This is a genomic window from Streptomyces cinnabarinus (assembly GCF_027270315.1).
Taxonomy (GTDB): Bacteria; Actinomycetota; Actinomycetes; order Streptomycetales; family Streptomycetaceae; genus Streptomyces; species Streptomyces cinnabarinus.
In genome coordinates this window covers 566,091-584,594 of the sequence record NZ_CP114413.1, presented here as the reverse complement: position 1 = coordinate 584,594, position 18,504 = coordinate 566,091, and the positions used below count along the sequence as shown (strand labels likewise).

The following is an 18,504-nucleotide window of genomic DNA, read 5'->3' as shown; positions in this document are numbered from 1 at the left end:
TCCATGTCCAAGGTCGAACACCAGAACAGCACCGTACTGACCGACGACGAGCTGCGCACCCTGGACGCCCACTGGCGCGCGGCCAACTACCTGGCCGCCGGACAGATCTATCTCCTCGCCAACCCGCTGCTGCGTGAGCCGCTGCGGGCCGAACACATCAAGCCGAGGTTGCTCGGCCACTGGGGCACCTCGCCCGGCCTCAACCTCGTGTACACCCACCTCAACCGGGTGATCAAGGCCCGCGGCCTGGACGCGCTGTGCGTGTGGGGCCCCGGGCACGGCGGGCCGTCGGTGGTCGCCAACTCCTGGCTGGAGGGCAGCTACAGCGAGACGTATCCGGACGTTTCCCGGGACGGGGACGGCATGGGGCGGCTGTTCCGGCAGTTCTCCTTCCCCGGCGGGGTGCCTTCCCATGTGGCGCCCGAGACGCCCGGCTCCATCCATGAGGGCGGCGAGCTGGGCTACGCGCTCTCGCACGCCTACGGCGCCGCCTTCGACAACCCCGGCCTCGTCGTCGCCTGCGTGGTCGGCGACGGCGAGGCGGAGACCGGTCCGCTGGCCGCCTCCTGGCACTCCAACAAGTTCCTCGACCCGGTCCACGACGGCGCCGTCCTGCCGATCCTGCACCTCAACGGCTACAAGATCGCCAACCCGACCGTGCTCGCCCGGCTGCCCGAGGCCGAACTCGACGAACTCCTGCGCGGCTACGGTCATGAGCCGCTGCATGTCTCCGGCGACGACCCGGCCAAGGTGCACCGCGCCATGGCCGAGGCGTTCGACACCGCCCTGGACCGCATCGCCGGGATCCAGCGCGGCGCCCGGGAGGAGGGCGCGACCGAGCGCTCGCCCTGGCCCGTCATCGTGCTGCGCACCCCCAAGGGCTGGACCGGCCCCGCCGAAGTCGACGGCGTGCCCGTCGAGGGCACCTGGCGGGCCCACCAGGTCCCGCTCGCCGGGGTCCGGGAGAACCCGGAGCACCTGCGGCAACTGGAGCGGTGGCTGCGCTCGTACCGGCCCGAGGAGCTGTTCGACGCCGACGGGCGGCCGGTTCCGGACGTTCTCGACTGTCTGCCGGAGGGCGTCCGGCGCCTCGGCTCCACCCCGCGCGCCAACGGCGGCCTCCTCGTACGTGAGTTGCCGATCGACTCCCTCGACCGGTTCGCCGTACCCGTCGACAAGCCCGGCACCTCCCTGCACGAACCGACCCGGGTCCTCGGTGACCTGCTCGCCCAGGTCATGAAGGACACCCAGGAACGCAGGGACTTCCGGGTCGTCGGCCCCGACGAGACAGCCTCCAACCGGCTCCAGGCCGTCTTCGACGGCAGCGGCAAGGCGTGGCAGGCCGAGGTCCTGCCCGTCGACGAACACCTCGACCGGCACGGCCGGGTCCTGGAGATCCTCTCCGAACACACCTGCCAGGGCTGGCTGGAGGGCTATCTCCTCACCGGCCGGCACGGACTGTTCTCCTGCTACGAGGCGTTCGTGCACATCGTCGACTCCATGGTCAACCAGCACATCAAGTGGCTGAAGACATCGAGGGAGTTGCCGTGGCGGGCCCCCATCGCCTCCCTCAACTACCTGCTCACCTCGCATGTGTGGCGCCAGGACCACAACGGCTTCTCCCACCAGGACCCCGGCTTCGTCGACCACGTCATGAACAAGAGCCCCGAGGTCGTCCGGGTCTATCTCCCGCCGGACGCCAACACCCTGCTGTCGGTGGCCGATCACGCGCTGCGCAGCCGGGACTACGTCAATGTGATCGTGGCCGGGAAGCAGCCCTGCTTCGACTGGCTGTCCATGGACGCCGCCCGCGCCCACTGCGCCCGCGGCGCCGGGATCTGGGACTGGGCGGGCAGCGAGAACGGCGGCGAACCGGACGCCGTGCTCGGCTGCGCCGGTGACGTCCCGACCCAGGAGGTGCTGGCGGCCGCGCAGTTGCTCCGCCGGCACCTTCCTCATCTCGCCGTCCGCGTGGTCAACGTCGTCGACATCGCCCGGCTGATGCCGCGCGAGGAACACCCGCACGGCATGACGGACTTCGAGTACGACGGCCTGTTCACCGCCGACAAGCCGGTGATCTTCGCGTACCACGGCTATCCGTGGCTGATCCACCGGCTCGCCTACCGGCGCAACGGGCACCGGAACCTGCATGTGCGCGGCTACAAGGAGTCCGGCACCACGACCACCCCGTTCGACATGGTCGTCCGCAACGACCTCGACCGGTACCGGCTGGTCATGGACGTCATCGACCGCGTTCCGGGGCTCGCGGTGCGGGCCGCGGCGGTGCGGCAGGAGATGGCCGACGCCCGTACTCGGCATCACGCGTGGATCCGGGAGCACGGGACGGACATGCCGGAGATCGCGGAGTGGAGCTGGACCGTCTGAGAACCGGCCTTCCAGGCAGGGCCGACCGGCCCACCCGCTACGCCCGGACAGCCCCTGGGGGCGTCGTCCGTTTCGCTGGATCCTCGAAGTGACGAGAAGACGCGAAGGAGATCCGTGATGACGGACGACGCGCTCAGCCGGCCCACGGTCCACGCACTGCTCGCGGACGGCACCACGGTGTGCATCCGCCCCGTGCGGCGGTCCGACCGCGAGCAGGTGCTCGGCCTGTACGAGGAGATGTCCCCCGAGAACCTGCGTCTGCGGTTCTTCGTCGCAAGCCGTCGCTCCGCGGGCCTGGCCGCCGATCGGGCCTGCGGACCGGGCCGTCCCGGCCATCAGACGCTGATGGCCGAGACGGCGGGGCGTCTGATCGGGCTCGCCGAGTACGACTCCGGCGGCTCCGGAAGCTCCGCCGAGATCTCCATCGCGGTCGCCGACGGACTGCACCACCGCGGCGTCGGCACCCTTCTCATCGAGCACCTGGTCTCGGCGGCCCGTGCCGAGGGCATCACCACCTTCACCGCGGACGCCCTCAGCGAGAACCGGGACGTGCTGCGGCTCTTCGCCGACCTCGGCCTGCGCACCGCGCGCCGGTTCGAGGGCCCCGAGGTGCGCTGCACCATCGCCCTCGACCAGAGCGACAGCTACCTGTCGGCCGTGGAGGAACGCGGCCGCGCCGCCGACGTCGCGAGCCTTCAGCCGTTGCTGCGGCCCCGCACCGTCGCCGTCGTCGGTGCCGGACGCAAGCCGGGCTCCGTCGGCCGGGCGATCCTGCGCCAGCTGCGCGCGGGCGGCTACACCGGCCGCCTGTTCGCGGTGAACCCCGCCGCGCACGCGATCCTCGGCGTGCCGTCCCACTCCTCCGTCAGCGCCCTGCCCGTCACCCCCGACCTCGCGGTCCTCGCGGTGCCCGCCGCCGCGGTCCCGGACACCGCCGAGGAATGCGGCAAGGCAGGTGTCCGCGCCCTGCTGGTCGTCACCGCCGGGCTCGGCCCGGACCAGGCGGCGGCCCTGCTCACCGCCTGCCGCAGCCACGGCATGCGCCTGGTCGGCCCGAACTGCCTCGGCCTCAGCAACACCGACCCCGCCCTGAGTCTCGACGCCACCTTCGCCGCAGGCCACCCGCACCCTGGCACCGCCGGCGTCGCCGTCCAGTCCGGCGGCGTCGGCATCGCCCTGCTCGACGGACTGTCCCGGCTCGGCATCGGCGTCTCCTCCTTCGCCTCCCTCGGCGACAAGTACGACGTCAGCGGCAACGACCTGCTCCAGTGGTGGGAGAGCGACGGCCGTACCGAACTGGCCCTGCTGCACCTGGAGTCCTTCGGCAACCCGCGCGCCTTCTCCCGCACCGCCCGCCGCGTCACCCGTCGCATGCCGGTGCTCACCGTCGACGCCGGGCGCACCGACGCGGGCCGCCGGGCCGCCGCCTCGCACACCGCGGCCGCCGCCACCCGCACCATGACCCGCGGCGCGCTGTTCACCCAGGCCGGCATCACCGCCACGCACTCGTGCGGCGAACTCCTCGAAGCCGCCGCCCTGATGCACTCCCAGCCGCTCCCCGCCGGACCCCGCGTCGCCATCGTCACCAACGCGGGCGGAGCCGGTGTCCTCGCAGCCGACGCCTGCGCCGAGGCCGGTCTCGTCCTCCCCGCGCCGACCCCCGAACTCGTCGACGACCTGCTCGCCGTACTCCCCGAGGGCGCCGCCGTCGGCAACCCCGTCGACGCGACCGCCGCCGTCTCGGAGGAGCAGCTCACGGCGTGCGTGGACCGGATCGTGCGGTACGGCGGCGTCGACGCCGTCCTGGTGGCCCTGGTGCCGACCGCGGTCGCCGTGGCGACCGGCGACGACCTGGTGCGGGCCCTGACCCGCGCCGGGACCCGCCCGAAGCCGGTCGTCGCGGTACGCCTCGAACAGGGCCTGCCCGTCGAGCTGTTGCCCACCGAGGGTGGCGGCACCGTACCGGCCTACGCCGAACCCCAGGCGGCGGCCCGCGCCCTGGCCCACGCCGCCCACCGCGCGGCCTGGCTGGCCCGGCCCGCCGGAACCGTCCCCGATCTCGACGGCATCGACACCGCGCGGGCCCAGGCCGTGGTCGACACCTACCTCGACGCCCACCCGGACGGCGGCTGGCTCGACCCCCGGGTGTGCGCCGCACTGCTCGACTGCTACGGCATCCCCCAACTGCCCTGGGCCTGGGCCGAGACCGAGGACGAGGCAGTCCTCGCCGCCGACCGGCTGCGCGGCGCCGACGGCCGGGTCGTCATGAAGGGGCACTGGCCGGGTCTGCTGCACAAGAGCGCCCAGCGCGCCGTCCACCTCGACCTCCGGGGCGACCACCAGGTGCGCGCCGCCTTCCGTGATCTGGAGACCCGGTTCGCCGGACTGCTGACCGGTGTGGTCGTGCAGCCGCTCGCCGCGCGCGGCACCGAACTGTTCGCCGGAGTCGTCCAGGACGAGGTCTTCGGGCCCCTGGTCCTGTTCGGACTCGGCGGCACCGCCACCGAGGTGCTCGCCGACCACGCCGCCCGGCTGGCCCCGCTCACCGACCACGACGTGCACGACCTGATCACGGCCCCGCGCTGCGCCCCGCTGCTGTTCGGCGCGCAGGGCGGCGGACCCGTCGACCTCGCCGGCCTGGAGCGGCTGCTGCTGCGGCTGTCCCGGATGGCGAGCGATCTGCCGCAGCTCGCCGAGGCCGACTTCAACCCCGTTCTCGCGACGCCGGGCGGAGTCTCCGTCCTCGACGCGCGCGTGCGCCTGCTGCCCCGCAGGCTCCAGGACCCCTATCTGCGCAGGCTCCGCTAGGGAGGGAAAGCCATGAGGCACAACAAGGTCGGCTCCGTCATGACCACGGAGGTCGTCCGCGCCGAGTACGGCACGCCGTTCAAGGAAGTGGCCCGGCTGCTCGGTGAGCACCGCATCAGCGGACTGCCGGTGGTGGACCAGGACGAACAGGTCATCGGCGTCATCTCCGAGACCGACCTGCTCGTCCGGCAGGCCGAGACGCCCGACCCCTACGAGCCGCGGAAGCGTCCGTGGTTCGCGGGCCTGACCCGGCAGGGCCGGTCCCGGGCCGCCAAGGCCAGGGCCCGCACCGCCGGCGGGCTGATGACCGAACCGCCGATCACCGTGCACGCCGACGACACCATCGTCGAGGCCGCCCGGACCATGGCCCAGCACCGTGTGGAGCGGCTGCCCGTCCTCGACGAGGAGAACCGGCTCGTCGGCATCGTCACCCGCCGCGACCTGCTGAAGGTCTTTCTGCGGCCGGACGGGGAAATCCGCGCCGAGGTCATCGACGAGGTGCTGGTGCGGACCCTGTGGCTCACCCCGCGCGCCGTGGACGTCGCGGTCACCGAGGGCGTGGTCACGCTCTCCGGGCAGTTGGAACGCAAGAGCGAGACGGAGATCGCCGTCTCGATGACCCGTCAGACGGACGGCGTGGTCGCCGTCGTCGACCGGCTCACCCACCGGCTGGACGACTCCCGGCTCCAGCCCGACGAGCAGGCCCTGCACGGCGTCGCCGACGACTGGCTGCGCAGGCTGTAAGGAACCGAGAAGCAGGCTGTAGGGAACCGAGAACAGGGAACCGAGAAGAGGTGCCCGCCATGACCGCCAACGTGCTGGTCGCCTACGGGACGACCAACGGATCGACCGCCGAGATCGCCGAGACCGTGGCCGCGGTCCTGCGCAAGGAGGGCTGCACCGCGGAGGCGCTGCCCGCCACGAGCGTGGCCCGGGTGACGGACTACGACGCCGTCGTCGTCGGCGGCGGACTGTACGCGGGACGCTGGCACAAGGACGCCCGCCGCTTCCTGCGCCGCCACCGCACGGCCCTGGCCGACCGCCCGCTGTGGCTGTTCAGCAGCGGACCGCTCGACCCCTCCGCCTCCGATCGGGACATCCCGCCCGTCCCCGGGCTCCGCCGAGCCATGACCCGCCTGGACGCCCGCGCCCACGTCACCTTCGGCGGATGCCTCCGAGAGGGAGCCAAGGGCCGTATCGCGAAGATGATCGTCCGCAACGGCAAGGGCGGCGACTTCCGCGACTTCGGCCGGATCGAGGAGTGGGCGGCGGGCGTCGCCCACGAACTCGACCGGGGCTGAACCGGTCAGCAGATACGGGGCAGTTGCTCGCCCAGCGGCATCTCCACGATGCGGCGGGCGCCGACCAGGGTCCGCAGGGTCACCCGGCCCTGCGGACCCTGCGGCAGCACCGCGCCGATCCGTACGGCGGCCTCGCCCTCGGGACGTGACCGCAGGGCCGCCAGCGCCTCCTCGGTCGCCTCCGGCGCGACGAAGGCGACCAGACAGCCCTCGTTGGCGACGACCAGCGGGTCCAGCCCGAGCAGGTCGCAGGCGGAGGCGACCGCCTGCGGCACGGGCACCCCGCTCTCCTCGATCTCGACGGCCACCGAGGAGTCGCGGGCGATCTCGTTGAGGGCCGCCGCCAGTCCGCCCCGGGTGGGGTCGCGCAGCACGTGCACGGCCTCGCCGAGCCGAGTCAGGGCCTGCACCAGCCGGTGCAGGGGCCGGGAGTCCGAGGCGATGTCGGCCTCGAAGCCGAGGCCCTCGCGGGTGCTGAGCACGGTCGTGCCGTGCAGCCCGATCGGACCGGACAGCAGCACCGCGTCCCCGGGGCGGGCCAACGCGGCGGAGGGGCGCAGGAGTTCGTGCCGCCGCCCGATGCCCGTGGTGTTCACGAACAGCCGGTCGGCCGCGCCCCGCCCGACCACCTTGGTGTCCCCGGTGACCACCGGCACCCCCGCCTCCTCGGCCGCCTTCCCCAACGACTCCATCACGGCCCGGAGTTCGGCCAGCGGCAGCCCCTCCTCCACGATCAGGGAGACGGACAGCGCCAGCGGCCACGCACCGCGCATCGCGAGGTCGTTGACCGTGCCGTGCACGGCCAGCGAACCGATGTCGCCGCCGGGGAAGAACAGCGGGCTGACCACGAAACTGTCGGTGCTGATCACCAGATCCGGACGCCCCGGCAGCAGCGCGGCGTCCTCCAGCGGGCCGCCGTCGCCGCCGAGGGCGGGCAGCACCAGCCGGTCGAGCAGCTCCGCGGTCAGCCGGCCGCCGGCACCGTGGCCGAGCAGGACGACCTCGTCCTCGTGGTACGGCGTGGGGCAGTCGATGGTCATGGCGTGCTCCTCGTCGGGACGCGCCCGGCCGCGTGGAAGGCGGCGCAGGTGCCCTCGGACGACACCATCGGCGCGCCGAGGGGATGGCGGGGCGTGCAGCGGGTGCCGTACGCCGGGCAGTCGGTGGGCAGCCGGGCCCCGGTGAGGATCGCGCCCGCGATGCACTCCGGGTCCTCGACCGGGCTGAGCCCGCCCACGTCGAAGCGGCGGGCCGCGTCGAACTTCTCGTACTTCTCGGCGAGTTCGAGGCCGCTGCCGGGCAGCGCCCCGATCCCGCGCCAGGACCGGTCGGTCACCTCGAACACCTCACGGACCGCGTCCTGCGCCTCGGTGTTCCCCGAGCGGCGCACGGCCCGCACGTACTGGTTCTCGACCTCGTGCCGGCCCGCCTCCAGCTGCCGTACCGCCATGAGGATGCCCTCCAGCAGGTCCAGTGGCTCGAATCCGGTGACCACGATCGGCACCCGGTAGCGGGCCGCGATCGGCTCGTACTCGCGCCAGCCCATCACCGCGCACACATGCCCGGCCGCGAGGAAGGCCTGCACCTCGCAGTCCGGGTCCTCCAGCAGCGCCGTCATGGCCGGCGGCACCAGGACATGGCTGACCAGCATCGAGAAGTTGGTGAGGCCGAGCCGGGCCGCGTGCAGGACCGCGGTCGCGTTCGCGGGGGCGGTCGTCTCGAAGCCGACGGCGAGGAAGACGACCTCGCGGTCGGGGTGGGCGACGGCCAGGCGTACGGCGTCCATCGGGGCGTAGACCACCCGGACGTCGGCGCCGCGCGCCCGCAGCGACAGCAGATCGGTGTCCGTGCCGGGCACCCGCAGCATGTCGCCGAAGCTGGTGAGAATCACTCCGGGGCGGGCGGCGACCGCCATGGCCCGGTCCAGGGTCTCCAGCGGGGTCACGCACACCGGGCAGCCCGGCCCGTGGATCATCCGCATCCCGGCCGGCAACAGCTCGTCGATGCCCTGCCGGACCAGGGTGTGGGTCTGGCCGCCGCACACCTCCATGATCCGCCAGGGGCGGGTGGCGGTCCGCCGCAGCTCGTCCAGCAGCCGCCGGGCGAGCACGGGATCGCGGTACTCGTCGAGGTACTTCATCGGTGCGTCAGATCCAGCCGGATGTCCACGACCCCCTCCACGGCCCGCACCGCCCGCGTCAGCACGGGCACGAGCGTACGGTCGGGCAGGGCGCCGCCCAGGGTGACCACGCCCTCGGTCACCGAGACCGTCAGGGGCGAGGTGAACGGGAGCTGACCGAGCACGCTGCCGCGGATCTCCTCGGCGATCTCCTCGTCGGAGCGCAGGAAGACCTTCAGCAGATCGCTGCGGCTGACCACGCCCTGCAACAGGCCGACCCCGTCCACCACCGGCAGCCGCTTGACGTGCCGGCGGGCCATGATGCGGGCCGCCTCGGCGAGGGACGCGTCCGCGTGCACGGTCACCGCGGGGGTGCTCATCAGCTCGCCCGCGGTCACCGCGCCCGCCTTGACCCGGTCCGCGAGGTCGCCCTGCTCGGTGTCCCGGAACTCCTCCTTGAGCAGCAGGTCCGCCTCGGAGACCACTCCGACGACCCGCCCCTCACCGGCCAGCACCGGCAGGGCGCTGACCTTCCACTCGTCGAGCAGTGCGACGATCTCCTTGAAGGGCGCCGCGCTGCCGACGGCGACGACGGTGTGCGTCATCACATCGCTGACTTTGTAAGGCGATTCAGGCATCTCCGCCTCCTGTGGTGCGGCCCGAGGTCCGGACGACCGTCAGGTCGAGGAAATGGGTGGAGCACGAGATGCACGGATCGTGGTTGCGGATCGCCCGCTCGCACAGGTCCGTCAGCTCGGCGTCGTCCGGGTCGTGTTCGCTGATCGCCCGCTGGGCGAGCCGTCGCAGGTCGGCCTCGATCGCGCCCTGGTTCTGCGCGGTGGGCGGCACCAGCTCGGCGCTGAGCACCGTCCCGTCCGCGGCGAGTTCGTAGCGGTGATAGAGCACCCCGCGCGGCGCCTCGGTGGCGCCATGGCCGACGCCCGCGACCGGCGGGACCTCCGTGTACGGGCGCTCGGGCGGCTCGTACGCCTCGATGATCCGCAGCGCCTCGGTCACCGCGTACACCGTCTCCACGGCCCGCACCAGGATGGAGCGGAACGGATTGCGGCACACGGCACCGTCCCGCGGGTCGCCCAGCCCGGCCGCCACCGCGGCCTGGCGGGCGACCTCCGACAGGCGCGCCCCGCCGATCGCGAACCGGGCGAGGGAACCGGTGAGATGGACCCGCCCGTCGAGCCGGGAGTGCAGCGCGGTCGAGTGCGGCACATGCGTCTCGGTGACCCGGTGGGTGAAGTCCCGCACCGGGAAGGAGTCCTTGCTCCCGTCGGCGCGGAGCACAGTCGGGGTGCCGCCCTCGATGGCGTACGTGTCCGGCTCGGCCAGCGCCAGCAGGTCGGCCTCGACCCGGGCGTCCGGGAACTCGAAGCCGGACACCCAGCGCACGGTGTCCCACGCGTCGTCCAGCGCCTGCCGCAAGTCCTCAGCCAGAGCGAGCAGTTCGGCGCGGGCCGGGGCCCGGTGGAAGCCGCCGAGGCGGACGTTCACCGGATGCACGGCCCGTCCGCCGAGCAGCTCCATCAGTGCGTTGCCCGCCTTCTTCAGCCTGAGCCCCCGCTCCACCTCCGCGCGATGCGTGCGGGCCAGCTCGATGGCGCTCGCGCGGCCAAGGAAGTCCGGGGCGTGCAGCAGATAGATGTGCAGAGCCTGGCTCTCGATCCACTCGCCGCAGTACAGCAGCCTGCGCAGATCCCGGATCACCGGGTCCACGACGACCCCGCACGCGTCCTCGATCGCCGCGCACGCGCTCATCTGGTAGGCCACCGGGCAGATCCCGCACACCCGGGCGGTGATGTCGGGCGGCTCGGTGTACGAGCGCCCGCGCAGCAGCGCCTCGAAGAACCGCGGCGGTTCGTAGATGTCCAGCCGCGCCTCGGTGACCGTGCCGTCGTGCACGCCGAGGTACAGCGCTCCCTCGCCCTCGACCCGGGACAGCGAGCCGACGTGCAGCACACGGGATCCACGGTGCGTCACCGTTCCAACTCCTTCTCGAAAGCGGTCGCGTTGAAGGTGTGCAGGAACCGCTCGACGGCGTCCTCGTCCATGCCGTCACGGCGCAGCAGCGGGATCAGCGCGGGCAGGTTCACGGACCCGGACGGGCCGAAGCAGCCGTAGCAGCCGCGGTGGTACGCCGGGCACAGCGCCCCGCAGCCCGCGTGGGTCACGGGGCCGAGGCAGGGGGTGCCGTGGGCGACGGTGACGCAGACCGTGCCGCGCCGCTTGCACTCGAAGCAGACGCTGTGGTTCGGCACATCGGGCTTGCGGCCGGCCAGGAACGCGGTGATCACCTCGATGAGCTGCCGCCGGTCCACGGGGCAGCCGCGCAGCTCGAAGTCGACGTCCACATGGGCGGATACGGGGGTGGAGGTGGCGAGCGTCGAGACGTACTCGGGGCGGGCGTAGACCACCCGCCGGTACTCGTCGACGTCGGCGTGGTTGCGCAGCGCCTGGATGCCGCCCGCGGTCGCACAGGCCCCGATCGTGACCAGGTGGCGGGAGGCGGCCCGGATCGCGCGGATCCGTCCGGCGTCGTCGGCGGTGGTGACCGAACCCTCGACCAGCGACAGGTCGTAGGGGCCGGGTCGGACGGCGCTGGACGCCTCCAGGAAGTGGGCGATCTCCACCTCGCCCGCGAGCGCGAGGAGTTCGTCCTCGCAGTCCAGCAGGGTGAGCTGGCAGCCGTCGCAGGAGGCCAGCTTGAACACGGCGAGCGTGGGTGCCATCACAACTCCCTCACCGACAGCAGGGGTTCGGCCCGCTCCCAGTCCACGACCGGGCCGTCCCGGCACAGCAGCAGCGGCCCGAGCTGGCAGTGCCCGCAATGGCCGGTCGCGCAGCGCATGTTGCGTTCCAGCGAGACGCGGATCCGGTCACCGGGCAGGCCACGGGCGGCGAGTTCGCGGGCGGTGGCGCGGATCATTGGTTCCGGACCGCACACGAACGCCACGGTCTCGGCGGGCCTGAAGTCCGCCCGGTCGAGCAGGTCGGTGACCAGACCGACGTCGCCGCGCCAGGTGTCGTCGGGCCGGTCCACGGTCACACCGGTGTACGCGGTCCGCCAGCCCTCGATCTCCTCGCGGGCGATCAGATCGGCGGGAGTGCGCGCCCCGATCAGCACGTTGACCGTGCCGTACGCCGTCGGTTCGGCCAGCGCGCGCAGGATCAGCGGCCGCAGCGGGGCGAGCCCGATGCCGCCCGCGACCACGACCACGTCCCGTCCGCGGGCCCGTTCCAGCTCCCAGCCGGTCCCGTACGGCCCGCGGACACCGAGCACATCGGCGGCCCGTGCCTCGCACAGCCCCGCGGAGACGGCACCCACGGCCCGGACGGTGTGCGCGAGACCGCCGGTGGCCTGCACGGAACTCACCGAGACCGGGATCTCGCCGCGCCCGAAGCAGTGCACCATCGCGAACTGCCCCGGGGCGAAGTCGCCGAGCGGCACGCCGACCGGCTCCAGACGCAGCGTCACCGTGTCGCCGGTCTCCGCCGTACGGGCGACCACGCGGTACGGGACGGGTACGTCCGTCATGGCGCACCCCCGGTGCCCGAGGGGCCGTACAGATCGAGGAGCCGGGTCCGCGCCGCGCGCAGGCGGTGGGACAGCACGCGGCCGACCCAGTGCTCGACGGTGCGCCCGAACTCGGCGTCGTTCAGGCACATCAGGCGGACGGCGACGGCGTCGAACTCGTAGGCGCTCAGGGGCGTCACGGTCTCGGCGCCGAACTGCCAGACGTACGGCTCGTACAGCCAGGACCAGCCGACCAGGTCGCCGACGCCGAGGGTCTCGACGACCGGCGCCCGGCGGCCGGGCACATGCAGGTCGAGGGCGAGGGTGCCGTCCCGCACGATCCAGAAGCGGTCGGCCGTCCCGCCCTCGTCGAACAGCCGGGCGCCCTGCGGGAAGCGCACCTCGCGGCCGACCCGGAGCAGCCGGTCGCGGTGCTCGCCGGGCAGGGCGTGGTTCATGCGCAGGGCGATCGAGGGAGGCATCTCATGTCTCCGTTCCGGAGTCGGTGGACGTGGCTTCGGCGGACGAGGCGGCTTCGGCCGCCAGCGCGGTGACTTCCTCCGTGATGTCGATGCCGGCCGGACACCAGGCGACGCAGCGCCCGCAGCCGACGCACCCGGAGGTGTCGAACTGGTCGTGCCAGGTGGAGAGTTTGTGGGTGAGCCACTGCCGGTAGCGGCTGTGCCCCGAGGCCCGCACCGGGCCGCCGTGCAGATACGAGAAGTCCAGGTCGAAACAGGAGTCCCAGCGCTGCCAGCGCTCGGTGTGGTCGCCGGTGAGGTCGGTGACCTCCTCCGTGGTCGTGCAGAAGCACGTCGGACAGACCATCGTGCAGTTCCCGCAGGTCAGACAGCGGGCGGCGACATCGTCCCAGCGGTCGGCGGCCAGGCTCGCGCCGAGCAGCGCCCGTACGTCGACCGGGGGCAGGGCGCGTCCCATGCGGTCGCGGGCCGCGTCCACGGCGGCACGTGCGGCGTCCTCGGTGTCCGGATCCGCGGCACGGTGGGGCACCTGCGCCAGGAGGGCGGCGCCCTCGTCGCTGCCGACGCGCACCAGGAACCGGCCGTCCGTCTCGGTGAGCGCCAGGTCGTAGCCGGGGTCCACCGCCGGTCCGCCACCGGTCGAGACGCAGAAGCAGGTCGCGCCGGGCTCGGTGCACTCGGCGGCGATCAGGAAGGCCCCGCCGCGCCGCCGCGCGTACCCGGTGTCCTCATACCGCCCCCCGCTCAGCACCCGGTCCTGGATCGCGATGGCCCGCAGATCACAGGGCCGGACCCCGAGGAAGGCGTACGACGGGGTCCTGGGCTCCTCCGGGGTGAAGTCGACGCCGCCCGACGGCGTGCGGTCGGCGCTCCACAGCCGTTCCCGCGCGGGGTGCAGGAAGTTCTTCCAGGACTGCGGGCCCGCGCTGTGCGCGAAGGCGGCCCCGTCCTCGCGGGGGACCAGCCGGTAGCGTCCGGCGTCCAGTTCGACGCCCCAGCCGAAGGGGAGTTCGTCCGCCGACGCCAGCTCGGCGAGCACGATCGCGCCGTCCCGCACGGTCGGCCCGACGACGGTCCGCCCCTGCGCCACCAACGCCGCGACCAGGGCGTTGAGGCCATCGCGGTCGAGTACGGCCGGGCCTTGAGCGACGGTCATGACAGACCTCCTCGGGCGTGGGCGCCTCCACTCTCAGCTTCCGGCTCGGCGGCCCCCGGACGGCAGGGGCTGACCGGCCCTCTTGACGGGCCGACCGGGTCACCTCCCGCAGTTTCAGGGCAACGGTTCGCCCAGCTCGCCCTCGACGGCGTCGGCCATCGCCCGGAGCACCTCCAGCGTCCGGTGCGCCTCCACCTCGTCGACCTCGGTGATCGCGAACCCGACATGCACGATGACGTACGAGCCGACGCCCGCGTCCGGCGTGCAGTCGAGGCACACCTCGCGCCGGATGCCGCCGAAATCGACCGTGGCCATCCGCAGCCCCGCGTCGTCGTGGACCTCCAGGACCCGCCCCGGGATACCCAGGCACATCCGCGCTCACCTCTCCCCGGCCAGCCGGGCGGCGGCGACCGCGGCCTGGCCGTAGCTGATACCGCCGTCGCCGACCGGGACCTGGCCGCCCACCAGGACGCGCAGCCCCTGGGCGCGCAGCCGGCGCCGCACCTCGGTCAGCAGCCGCCGGTTGACGAAGCAGCCGCCGCCCAGGCACACCGTCCGTGGCGCGCCCTCGGCCACGGCCCGCGCGACCAGCTCCGCCGTGACGATCGCCAGCGTCAGATGGAAGGCCGCGGCCAGTTGTCCCACCGGCTCCCCGGCCAGCCGGCGCGCCAGCAGATCGGCCAGCGTGGGCGCGGAGTCGTACACCCACAGCCCCCGCGCCCGCACGACGCGACGGTCGAGCGGTACGGCGTGCGTGTCGCCCGCCGCCGCCTCCACCAGGACGGCCGCCTCACCCTCGTAGCTCACCCGGTCGGCGATGCCGAGCAGCGCGGCCACCGTGTCGAAGAGGCGTCCGGCGCTGGAGGCTCGCGGGCAGTTGACGTTCTGGGCGACCATGGCGCGTACGGTGTCGACCTCGCTCCGGTCGAGCCGGTCGAGGAAGGGCTGGACGAGCCAGGGGTAGGGGCGCGGGGAGCCCAGTGGCTCGCCGCCCAGCAGCTGGCCGAGGGCGGTGCGGGAGGGATGGCGTACCGCCGCGTCCCCTCCGGGCAGGGGCGCGGTCGCGAACCTGCCCACGCGGCGGTAGCCCGTCAGATCGGCGACGAGGATCTCGCCGCCCCACAGGGTGCCGTCGTCACCGAGCCCCAGACCGTCGTAGGCGACGCCCACGAAAGGGCCCCGCACTTTGTGCTCGGCCGCGCAGGCGGCCACGTGCGCGTGGTGATGCTGCACGGGGATCAGGCGCACCGGCTGTTCCTTCGCCCACTGCGTGGACAGATAGCCGGGGTGCAGATCGTGGGCCAGGGCCACCGGTTCGATCCCGCTGAGCCGCTTCAGGTGCGTGTACGAGGCCAGGAACGCGTCGTAGGCCGACTGGTCGGACAGGTCGCCGGTGTGCGGCCCGATCACGGCCTGTCCGTCGGCGGCCAGCGTGAAGGTGTGCTTGAGCTGTGCCCCGGCCCCGGCGACCGGCTCACCGGCGGCGAGCGGCAGCGGGGCGGGGGCCAGACCCCGGGCCCGGCGGACCGTGATCCGGGTGCGCCCGGCGAACTGCACCACGGAGTCGTCGTAGCGGTTGCGGATGGGCCGGTCGTGCGTCAGGAAGCCGTCCGCGATGCCGCCCAGCGAGCGCCGGGCCTCGGTGTCGTCGACGGCGATGGGCTCGTCGCTGAGGTTGCCGCTGGTCACCACGAGCGGCCGGGCGAGACTGTCGAGGAGGAGCTGATGCAGTCCCGTGGTGGGCAGGAAGAGGCCGACCCGGGACAGCCCCGGATGCACCTCCGGCGCGAGCACGGACGTCGCGTGCCGCCGGTGACGGGTGAGCAGGACCACCGGGCGCTCGGGGGAGAGCAGGGCCTGGCGTTCGGCGGTGCCGATCATGGCCGGCCGGGTGGCCGCCGCGAGGTCGGGGACCATGACGGCGAAGGGCTTCGTCGGTCGCCGCTTGCGGCGGCGCAGCTCCGCCACGGCCCGTGGATCGCCCGCGTCGCACACCAACTGGTAGCCGCCCAGCCCCTTCAGCGCGACGATGCCGCCGTCGGCGACCGCCGTCACCGCCGCCCGCAGCGCCTCCTCGCCGCGCAGGTCCGCCCAGGCGAGCCGGGGCCCGCAGGCCGGGCAGGCGACGGGTTCGGCGTGGAAGCGCCGGTCGGCGGGGTCGGCGTACTCGGCCGCGCACCGCCGGCAGAGCGGGAAGCGGCACATGGTGGTGCGGCCGCGGTCGTAGGGGAGGCCCTCGATGATCGTGGCGCGCGGTCCGCAGTCGGTGCAGTTGATGAACGGGTAGCGGTAGCGGCGGTCACGGGGGTCGCGCAGTTCGCGCAGACAGGCCTCGCACAGGGCGGCGTCGGGCGGGATCTCGCGCGCGGCCGGGTCCGCGGCGCCGGGGGTGCTGGGGCGGACCACGAAGCCGCTGTCGTACGCCGGATGCGCCGAACCCGCGGTGAGGCGGACGTGGCGCACCCGGGCCAGGGGCGGTGCGTCGGCGCGCAGCCGGGCGGCGAACTCCTCGATCCTGGCGGGCGGCCCGGCGACCTCGCCCTCGACGTGGCCGTTGACGTTGGCCACCCAGCCGTCCAGGCCGAGGGCGCACGCGGTGCGGTGGACGAAGGGCCGGAAGCCGACGCCCTGGACGATGCCGTCCACCCGGAAGTAGCGCGTGCTCATGACCGCTCCTCGGCGGCGATCTCGTGCGCGACGGCCTCCACCAGCTCGGGCACGGCCGCGGCCACGGCGGGCGTCAGACCGGTCCCGAACTCGCTGTCGGCGCCTTCCACGGCGTAGACGACCAGCCGCTCGGGCAGCAGGCCGAGGACCCGGGCGAGCTCGACGGCCTCGCCGAGCCCCAGCCCGTGGGAGCTGGTCGCCGAGGGCCGTGGCAGCACTCCGGAGTCGAGGGCCAGGCGATGCACCCGGCCCGGGGTCCCGGGGTGTGCGTGGGCCGCGTCCACGACCACGGCCAGTCGGGCACCCTCCCACAGTCCGATCAGCCGGCCGGGGTCACCGTCGCAGGTGGCCAGCACCGTGTCCGGCGTGAGTGGCCGCTCCCGCATCCGGGCGATCACCGCCCAGCCCACACCGTCGTCGCGCCGGAAGTCGTTCCCGACGCCGATCACGGCGATCCGCGCACCTCCGCTCATGCCATCCACCCTGACCCGGGGCCGCCCGCTCCCACAGGGGCCGAACGGACCCGCTCCCGGGGCCGGTACGGCCCTTCACGGCACCACCACGACCGGGCAGTGCGCCTGCCGCAATAGCGCGAGCACGGCGTCCTCGGAGCTCCGGCCGACCACGACCAGTGCCGCGTGCGCGGACGCGTGGGCGAGTGCGTCGGCCGTGGGGAGCAGGACGACGTCCGCCAGGACCTCGACGCCGGGGTACTTCTCCCGCCAGGGCCGCAGCGCGTCCGACAGCAGCTGGACCTCGTGGTCCTCCCAGGTCGCGCGGGTCTCCTCCGGCACCGGCCAGGGCAGGCAGACGCTGCCCTCCGGAAGCCGCCAGGTGTGCACGGCGTGCAGGAGGGTGCCCTTCTGCCGAGCCGCGGAGAAGGCGAAGTCGAGCGCCCCGCCCGCTGGATCGCGCGCATCGACGCCGACGACGACCCGGTCGGCACCGGTGATGATCTCTCGCTCCATGGTCTGCCGCCTTCCGGCCGGGGAACCCGGGGGTTCCGGCACGTCCAGACTCGTCGCGCCGCCAGCCCCGGGGCAGGGGCCGAACGGACCAAGGCCGGTGCCCTGCGGCCCATGCGGGGCGGCGCGGGCCGGGGCGAGGCTGGTGATGAGGACCAAGGCCGAGCACAGGAGGTGCGCGCCATGCTGTTGCCCGTCGTCGCCGGAGTCGACGGTTCCGCCGAGAGTCTCGCAGCCGCCGAGTGGGCCGCCCGTGAGGCGGTACGCCGGGGGCGGCCACTGCATCTCGTCCACGCCCGGAGCTGGCATCCCGGCCAGGAGGACGGCCATCTGGCCACCGCCGCTCAGCGCCACCTCGCCCGGCGCGCCCTGCGCCAGGCCGAGGAACGCATCGGCCGCACCACCCCCGCCGTCACGCTCACCGACGAACAGGTCGACGGCCCCGCGACCGCCGCCCTGCTGAGCGCCGCGGACCGGGCCGACCTGCTCGTCCTCGGCTCCCGGGGCCTGAGCGGCTTCACCGGATTCCTGCTCGGCTCGGTGGCCCTCGGCGTGGTGGCCCGCGCCACCCGGCCGGTCGTCCTGGTCCGGGCGGGCGAGGAGGCCGCGGACGAACACCTGCCGGCGGAGGACGGCGGCGCCTCCGTCCGCACCGGCTACCGCGACGTCGTCCTGGGCCTCGACCTCGGCGACCCCTGCGACGACGTGCTCGCCTTCGGATTCGAGGCGGCCCAGCTGCGCGGCGCCCGACTGCACGTCGTCCACGCCTGGCAGCCCCCGTCCCCGCTCGGCCTCGGCCCCGGCGAGATCGGCCTGGCCGAAGGGCCCCAACAGGCCGAGGAGTGGCTGGGGTTCATGACGGCCGTGCTCCAGGTGTGGCGCGAGAAGTTCCCGGAGGTCGAGGTCGTGGAGACGGTCACCGCCGGGCGCGCCCGGTCCGCGCTGGTGCGGGCCGCGTCCGGAGCGAGCCTGCTCGTCGTGGGCCGCCGCGTCACGGAACGCCCGGTGGGACCGCGCACCGGTCCCGTCACCCACGCCGCCATCCAGCACGTCGGCTGCCCCGTGGCCGTCGTACCCCATCTGTGAAGGGCCGAC

17 protein-coding genes are annotated in these 18,504 nt (G+C 73.7%); 5 read left to right on the top strand and 12 right to left on the bottom strand.

All coding sequences use genetic code 11. The features are described 5' to 3' along the window. Positions 1 to 3: 3 nt before the first annotated feature. The 4 genes from STRCI_RS02685 (at position 4) to STRCI_RS02670 (ending at position 6,494) form a co-directional block, all read left to right on the top strand. Positions 4 to 2,385, top strand: coding sequence for a phosphoketolase family protein (locus STRCI_RS02685; protein WP_269657172.1), 2,382 nt, complete (start codon positions 4 to 6; stop codon positions 2,383 to 2,385). A 117-nt stretch (positions 2,386 to 2,502) separates the two neighbouring features. Next, a complete protein-coding gene (locus STRCI_RS02680; RefSeq protein ID WP_269657171.1) occupies positions 2,503 to 5,193 on the top strand; it encodes a bifunctional acetate--CoA ligase family protein/GNAT family N-acetyltransferase in 2,691 nt (896 codons plus the stop codon). A gap of 12 nt (positions 5,194 to 5,205) precedes the next feature. Then, positions 5,206 to 5,937, top strand: a complete 732-nt coding sequence (locus STRCI_RS02675; protein ID WP_269657170.1) for a CBS domain-containing protein — start codon at positions 5,206 to 5,208, stop codon at positions 5,935 to 5,937. Between the two features lie 59 nt (positions 5,938 to 5,996). Further along, on the top strand, positions 5,997 to 6,494 hold the full coding sequence (locus tag STRCI_RS02670; protein ID WP_269657169.1) for a flavodoxin domain-containing protein: 498 nt from the start codon (positions 5,997 to 5,999) through the stop codon (positions 6,492 to 6,494). Positions 6,495 to 6,499: 5 nt separating this feature from the next. On the opposite strand, the gene hypE is transcribed toward STRCI_RS02670, so the two are convergent. From hypE to STRCI_RS02610, 12 genes are all read right to left on the bottom strand, one after another. Continuing rightward, positions 6,500 to 7,534: a hydrogenase expression/formation protein HypE gene (gene hypE, locus STRCI_RS02665; protein ID WP_269657168.1), complete on the bottom strand. Its 1,035-nt coding sequence runs from the start codon at positions 7,532 to 7,534 to the stop codon at positions 6,500 to 6,502. Beyond that, positions 7,531 to 8,634, bottom strand: a complete 1,104-nt coding sequence (gene hypD / locus STRCI_RS02660) for a hydrogenase formation protein HypD (RefSeq protein WP_269657167.1) — start codon at positions 8,632 to 8,634, stop codon at positions 7,531 to 7,533. The genes hypE and hypD overlap by 4 nt, the downstream gene beginning before the upstream one ends. Then, entirely contained in the window at positions 8,631 to 9,251 is a 621-nt protein-coding gene (locus tag STRCI_RS02655; protein WP_269657166.1) for a CBS domain-containing protein, read from the bottom strand. Before STRCI_RS02655 ends, hypD begins: the two co-directional genes overlap by 4 nt. Then, positions 9,244 to 10,605: a Ni/Fe hydrogenase subunit alpha gene (locus STRCI_RS02650; protein WP_269657165.1), complete on the bottom strand. Its 1,362-nt coding sequence runs from the start codon at positions 10,603 to 10,605 to the stop codon at positions 9,244 to 9,246. Before STRCI_RS02650 ends, STRCI_RS02655 begins: the two co-directional genes overlap by 8 nt. Next, positions 10,602 to 11,354 (bottom strand): NADH-quinone oxidoreductase subunit B family protein, encoded by a 753-nt coding sequence (locus STRCI_RS02645; protein WP_269657164.1) that lies wholly within the window; start codon positions 11,352 to 11,354, stop codon positions 10,602 to 10,604. Before STRCI_RS02645 ends, STRCI_RS02650 begins: the two co-directional genes overlap by 4 nt. Next, entirely contained in the window at positions 11,354 to 12,160 is an 807-nt protein-coding gene (locus STRCI_RS02640) for an FAD/NAD(P)-binding protein (protein ID WP_269657163.1), read from the bottom strand. The genes STRCI_RS02645 and STRCI_RS02640 overlap by 1 nt, the downstream gene beginning before the upstream one ends. Then, positions 12,157 to 12,621 carry a Crp/Fnr family transcriptional regulator gene (locus STRCI_RS02635; RefSeq protein WP_269657162.1) on the bottom strand — a complete coding sequence of 155 codons (465 nt, stop codon included), beginning with the start codon at positions 12,619 to 12,621 and terminating at the stop codon, positions 12,157 to 12,159. The genes STRCI_RS02640 and STRCI_RS02635 overlap by 4 nt, the downstream gene beginning before the upstream one ends. A gap of 1 nt (position 12,622) precedes the next feature. After that, complete coding sequence (locus STRCI_RS02630; protein ID WP_269657161.1) at positions 12,623 to 13,777, bottom strand: 4Fe-4S dicluster domain-containing protein; 1,155 nt, start codon at positions 13,775 to 13,777, stop codon at positions 12,623 to 12,625. A 114-nt stretch (positions 13,778 to 13,891) separates the two neighbouring features. After that, entirely contained in the window at positions 13,892 to 14,149 is a 258-nt protein-coding gene (locus tag STRCI_RS02625) for a HypC/HybG/HupF family hydrogenase formation chaperone (protein ID WP_015662846.1), read from the bottom strand. A gap of 6 nt (positions 14,150 to 14,155) precedes the next feature. Beyond that, a complete protein-coding gene (hypF, locus tag STRCI_RS02620; protein ID WP_269657160.1) occupies positions 14,156 to 16,444 on the bottom strand; it encodes a carbamoyltransferase HypF in 2,289 nt (762 codons plus the stop codon). Further along, on the bottom strand, positions 16,441 to 16,917 hold the full coding sequence (locus STRCI_RS02615) for a hydrogenase maturation protease (protein ID WP_269657159.1): 477 nt from the start codon (positions 16,915 to 16,917) through the stop codon (positions 16,441 to 16,443). Before STRCI_RS02615 ends, hypF begins: the two co-directional genes overlap by 4 nt. A 75-nt stretch (positions 16,918 to 16,992) precedes the next feature. Continuing rightward, entirely contained in the window at positions 16,993 to 17,412 is a 420-nt protein-coding gene (locus STRCI_RS02610; RefSeq protein ID WP_269657158.1) for a universal stress protein, read from the bottom strand. 180 nt (positions 17,413 to 17,592) lie between these two features. Here STRCI_RS02610 and STRCI_RS02605 point away from each other — a divergent pair, with 180 nt between their 5' ends. Next, a complete protein-coding gene (locus STRCI_RS02605; protein WP_269657157.1) occupies positions 17,593 to 18,495 on the top strand; it encodes a universal stress protein in 903 nt (300 codons plus the stop codon). The last annotated feature ends 9 nt before the right edge of the window (positions 18,496 to 18,504 follow it).

Bases quoted from the DNA above. Each gene is read 5' to 3' on its own strand.
- hypD (WP_269657167.1), bottom strand. From the start codon at position 8,634: ATGAAGTACCTCGACGAGTACCGCGATCCCGTGCTCGCCCGGCGGCTG.
- STRCI_RS02680 (WP_269657171.1), top strand. From the start codon at position 2,503: ATGACGGACGACGCGCTCAGCCGGCCCACGGTCCACGCACTGCTCGCG.
- STRCI_RS02615 (WP_269657159.1), bottom strand. From the start codon at position 16,917: ATGAGCGGAGGTGCGCGGATCGCCGTGATCGGCGTCGGGAACGACTTC.
- STRCI_RS02605 (WP_269657157.1), top strand. From the start codon at position 17,593: ATGCTGTTGCCCGTCGTCGCCGGAGTCGACGGTTCCGCCGAGAGTCTC.
- STRCI_RS02675 (WP_269657170.1), top strand. From the start codon at position 5,206: ATGAGGCACAACAAGGTCGGCTCCGTCATGACCACGGAGGTCGTCCGC.
- STRCI_RS02685 (WP_269657172.1), top strand. From the start codon at position 4: ATGTCCAAGGTCGAACACCAGAACAGCACCGTACTGACCGACGACGAG.
- STRCI_RS02670 (WP_269657169.1), top strand. From the start codon at position 5,997: ATGACCGCCAACGTGCTGGTCGCCTACGGGACGACCAACGGATCGACC.
- STRCI_RS02625 (WP_015662846.1), bottom strand. From the start codon at position 14,149: ATGTGCCTGGGTATCCCGGGGCGGGTCCTGGAGGTCCACGACGACGCG.
- STRCI_RS02655 (WP_269657166.1), bottom strand. From the start codon at position 9,251: ATGCCTGAATCGCCTTACAAAGTCAGCGATGTGATGACGCACACCGTC.
- STRCI_RS02610 (WP_269657158.1), bottom strand. From the start codon at position 17,412: ATGGAGCGAGAGATCATCACCGGTGCCGACCGGGTCGTCGTCGGCGTC.
- STRCI_RS02645 (WP_269657164.1), bottom strand. From the start codon at position 11,354: ATGGCACCCACGCTCGCCGTGTTCAAGCTGGCCTCCTGCGACGGCTGC.
- hypF (WP_269657160.1), bottom strand. From the start codon at position 16,444: ATGAGCACGCGCTACTTCCGGGTGGACGGCATCGTCCAGGGCGTCGGC.
- hypE (WP_269657168.1), bottom strand. From the start codon at position 7,534: ATGACCATCGACTGCCCCACGCCGTACCACGAGGACGAGGTCGTCCTG.
- STRCI_RS02640 (WP_269657163.1), bottom strand. From the start codon at position 12,160: ATGACGGACGTACCCGTCCCGTACCGCGTGGTCGCCCGTACGGCGGAG.
- STRCI_RS02635 (WP_269657162.1), bottom strand. From the start codon at position 12,621: ATGCCTCCCTCGATCGCCCTGCGCATGAACCACGCCCTGCCCGGCGAG.
- STRCI_RS02630 (WP_269657161.1), bottom strand. From the start codon at position 13,777: ATGACCGTCGCTCAAGGCCCGGCCGTACTCGACCGCGATGGCCTCAAC.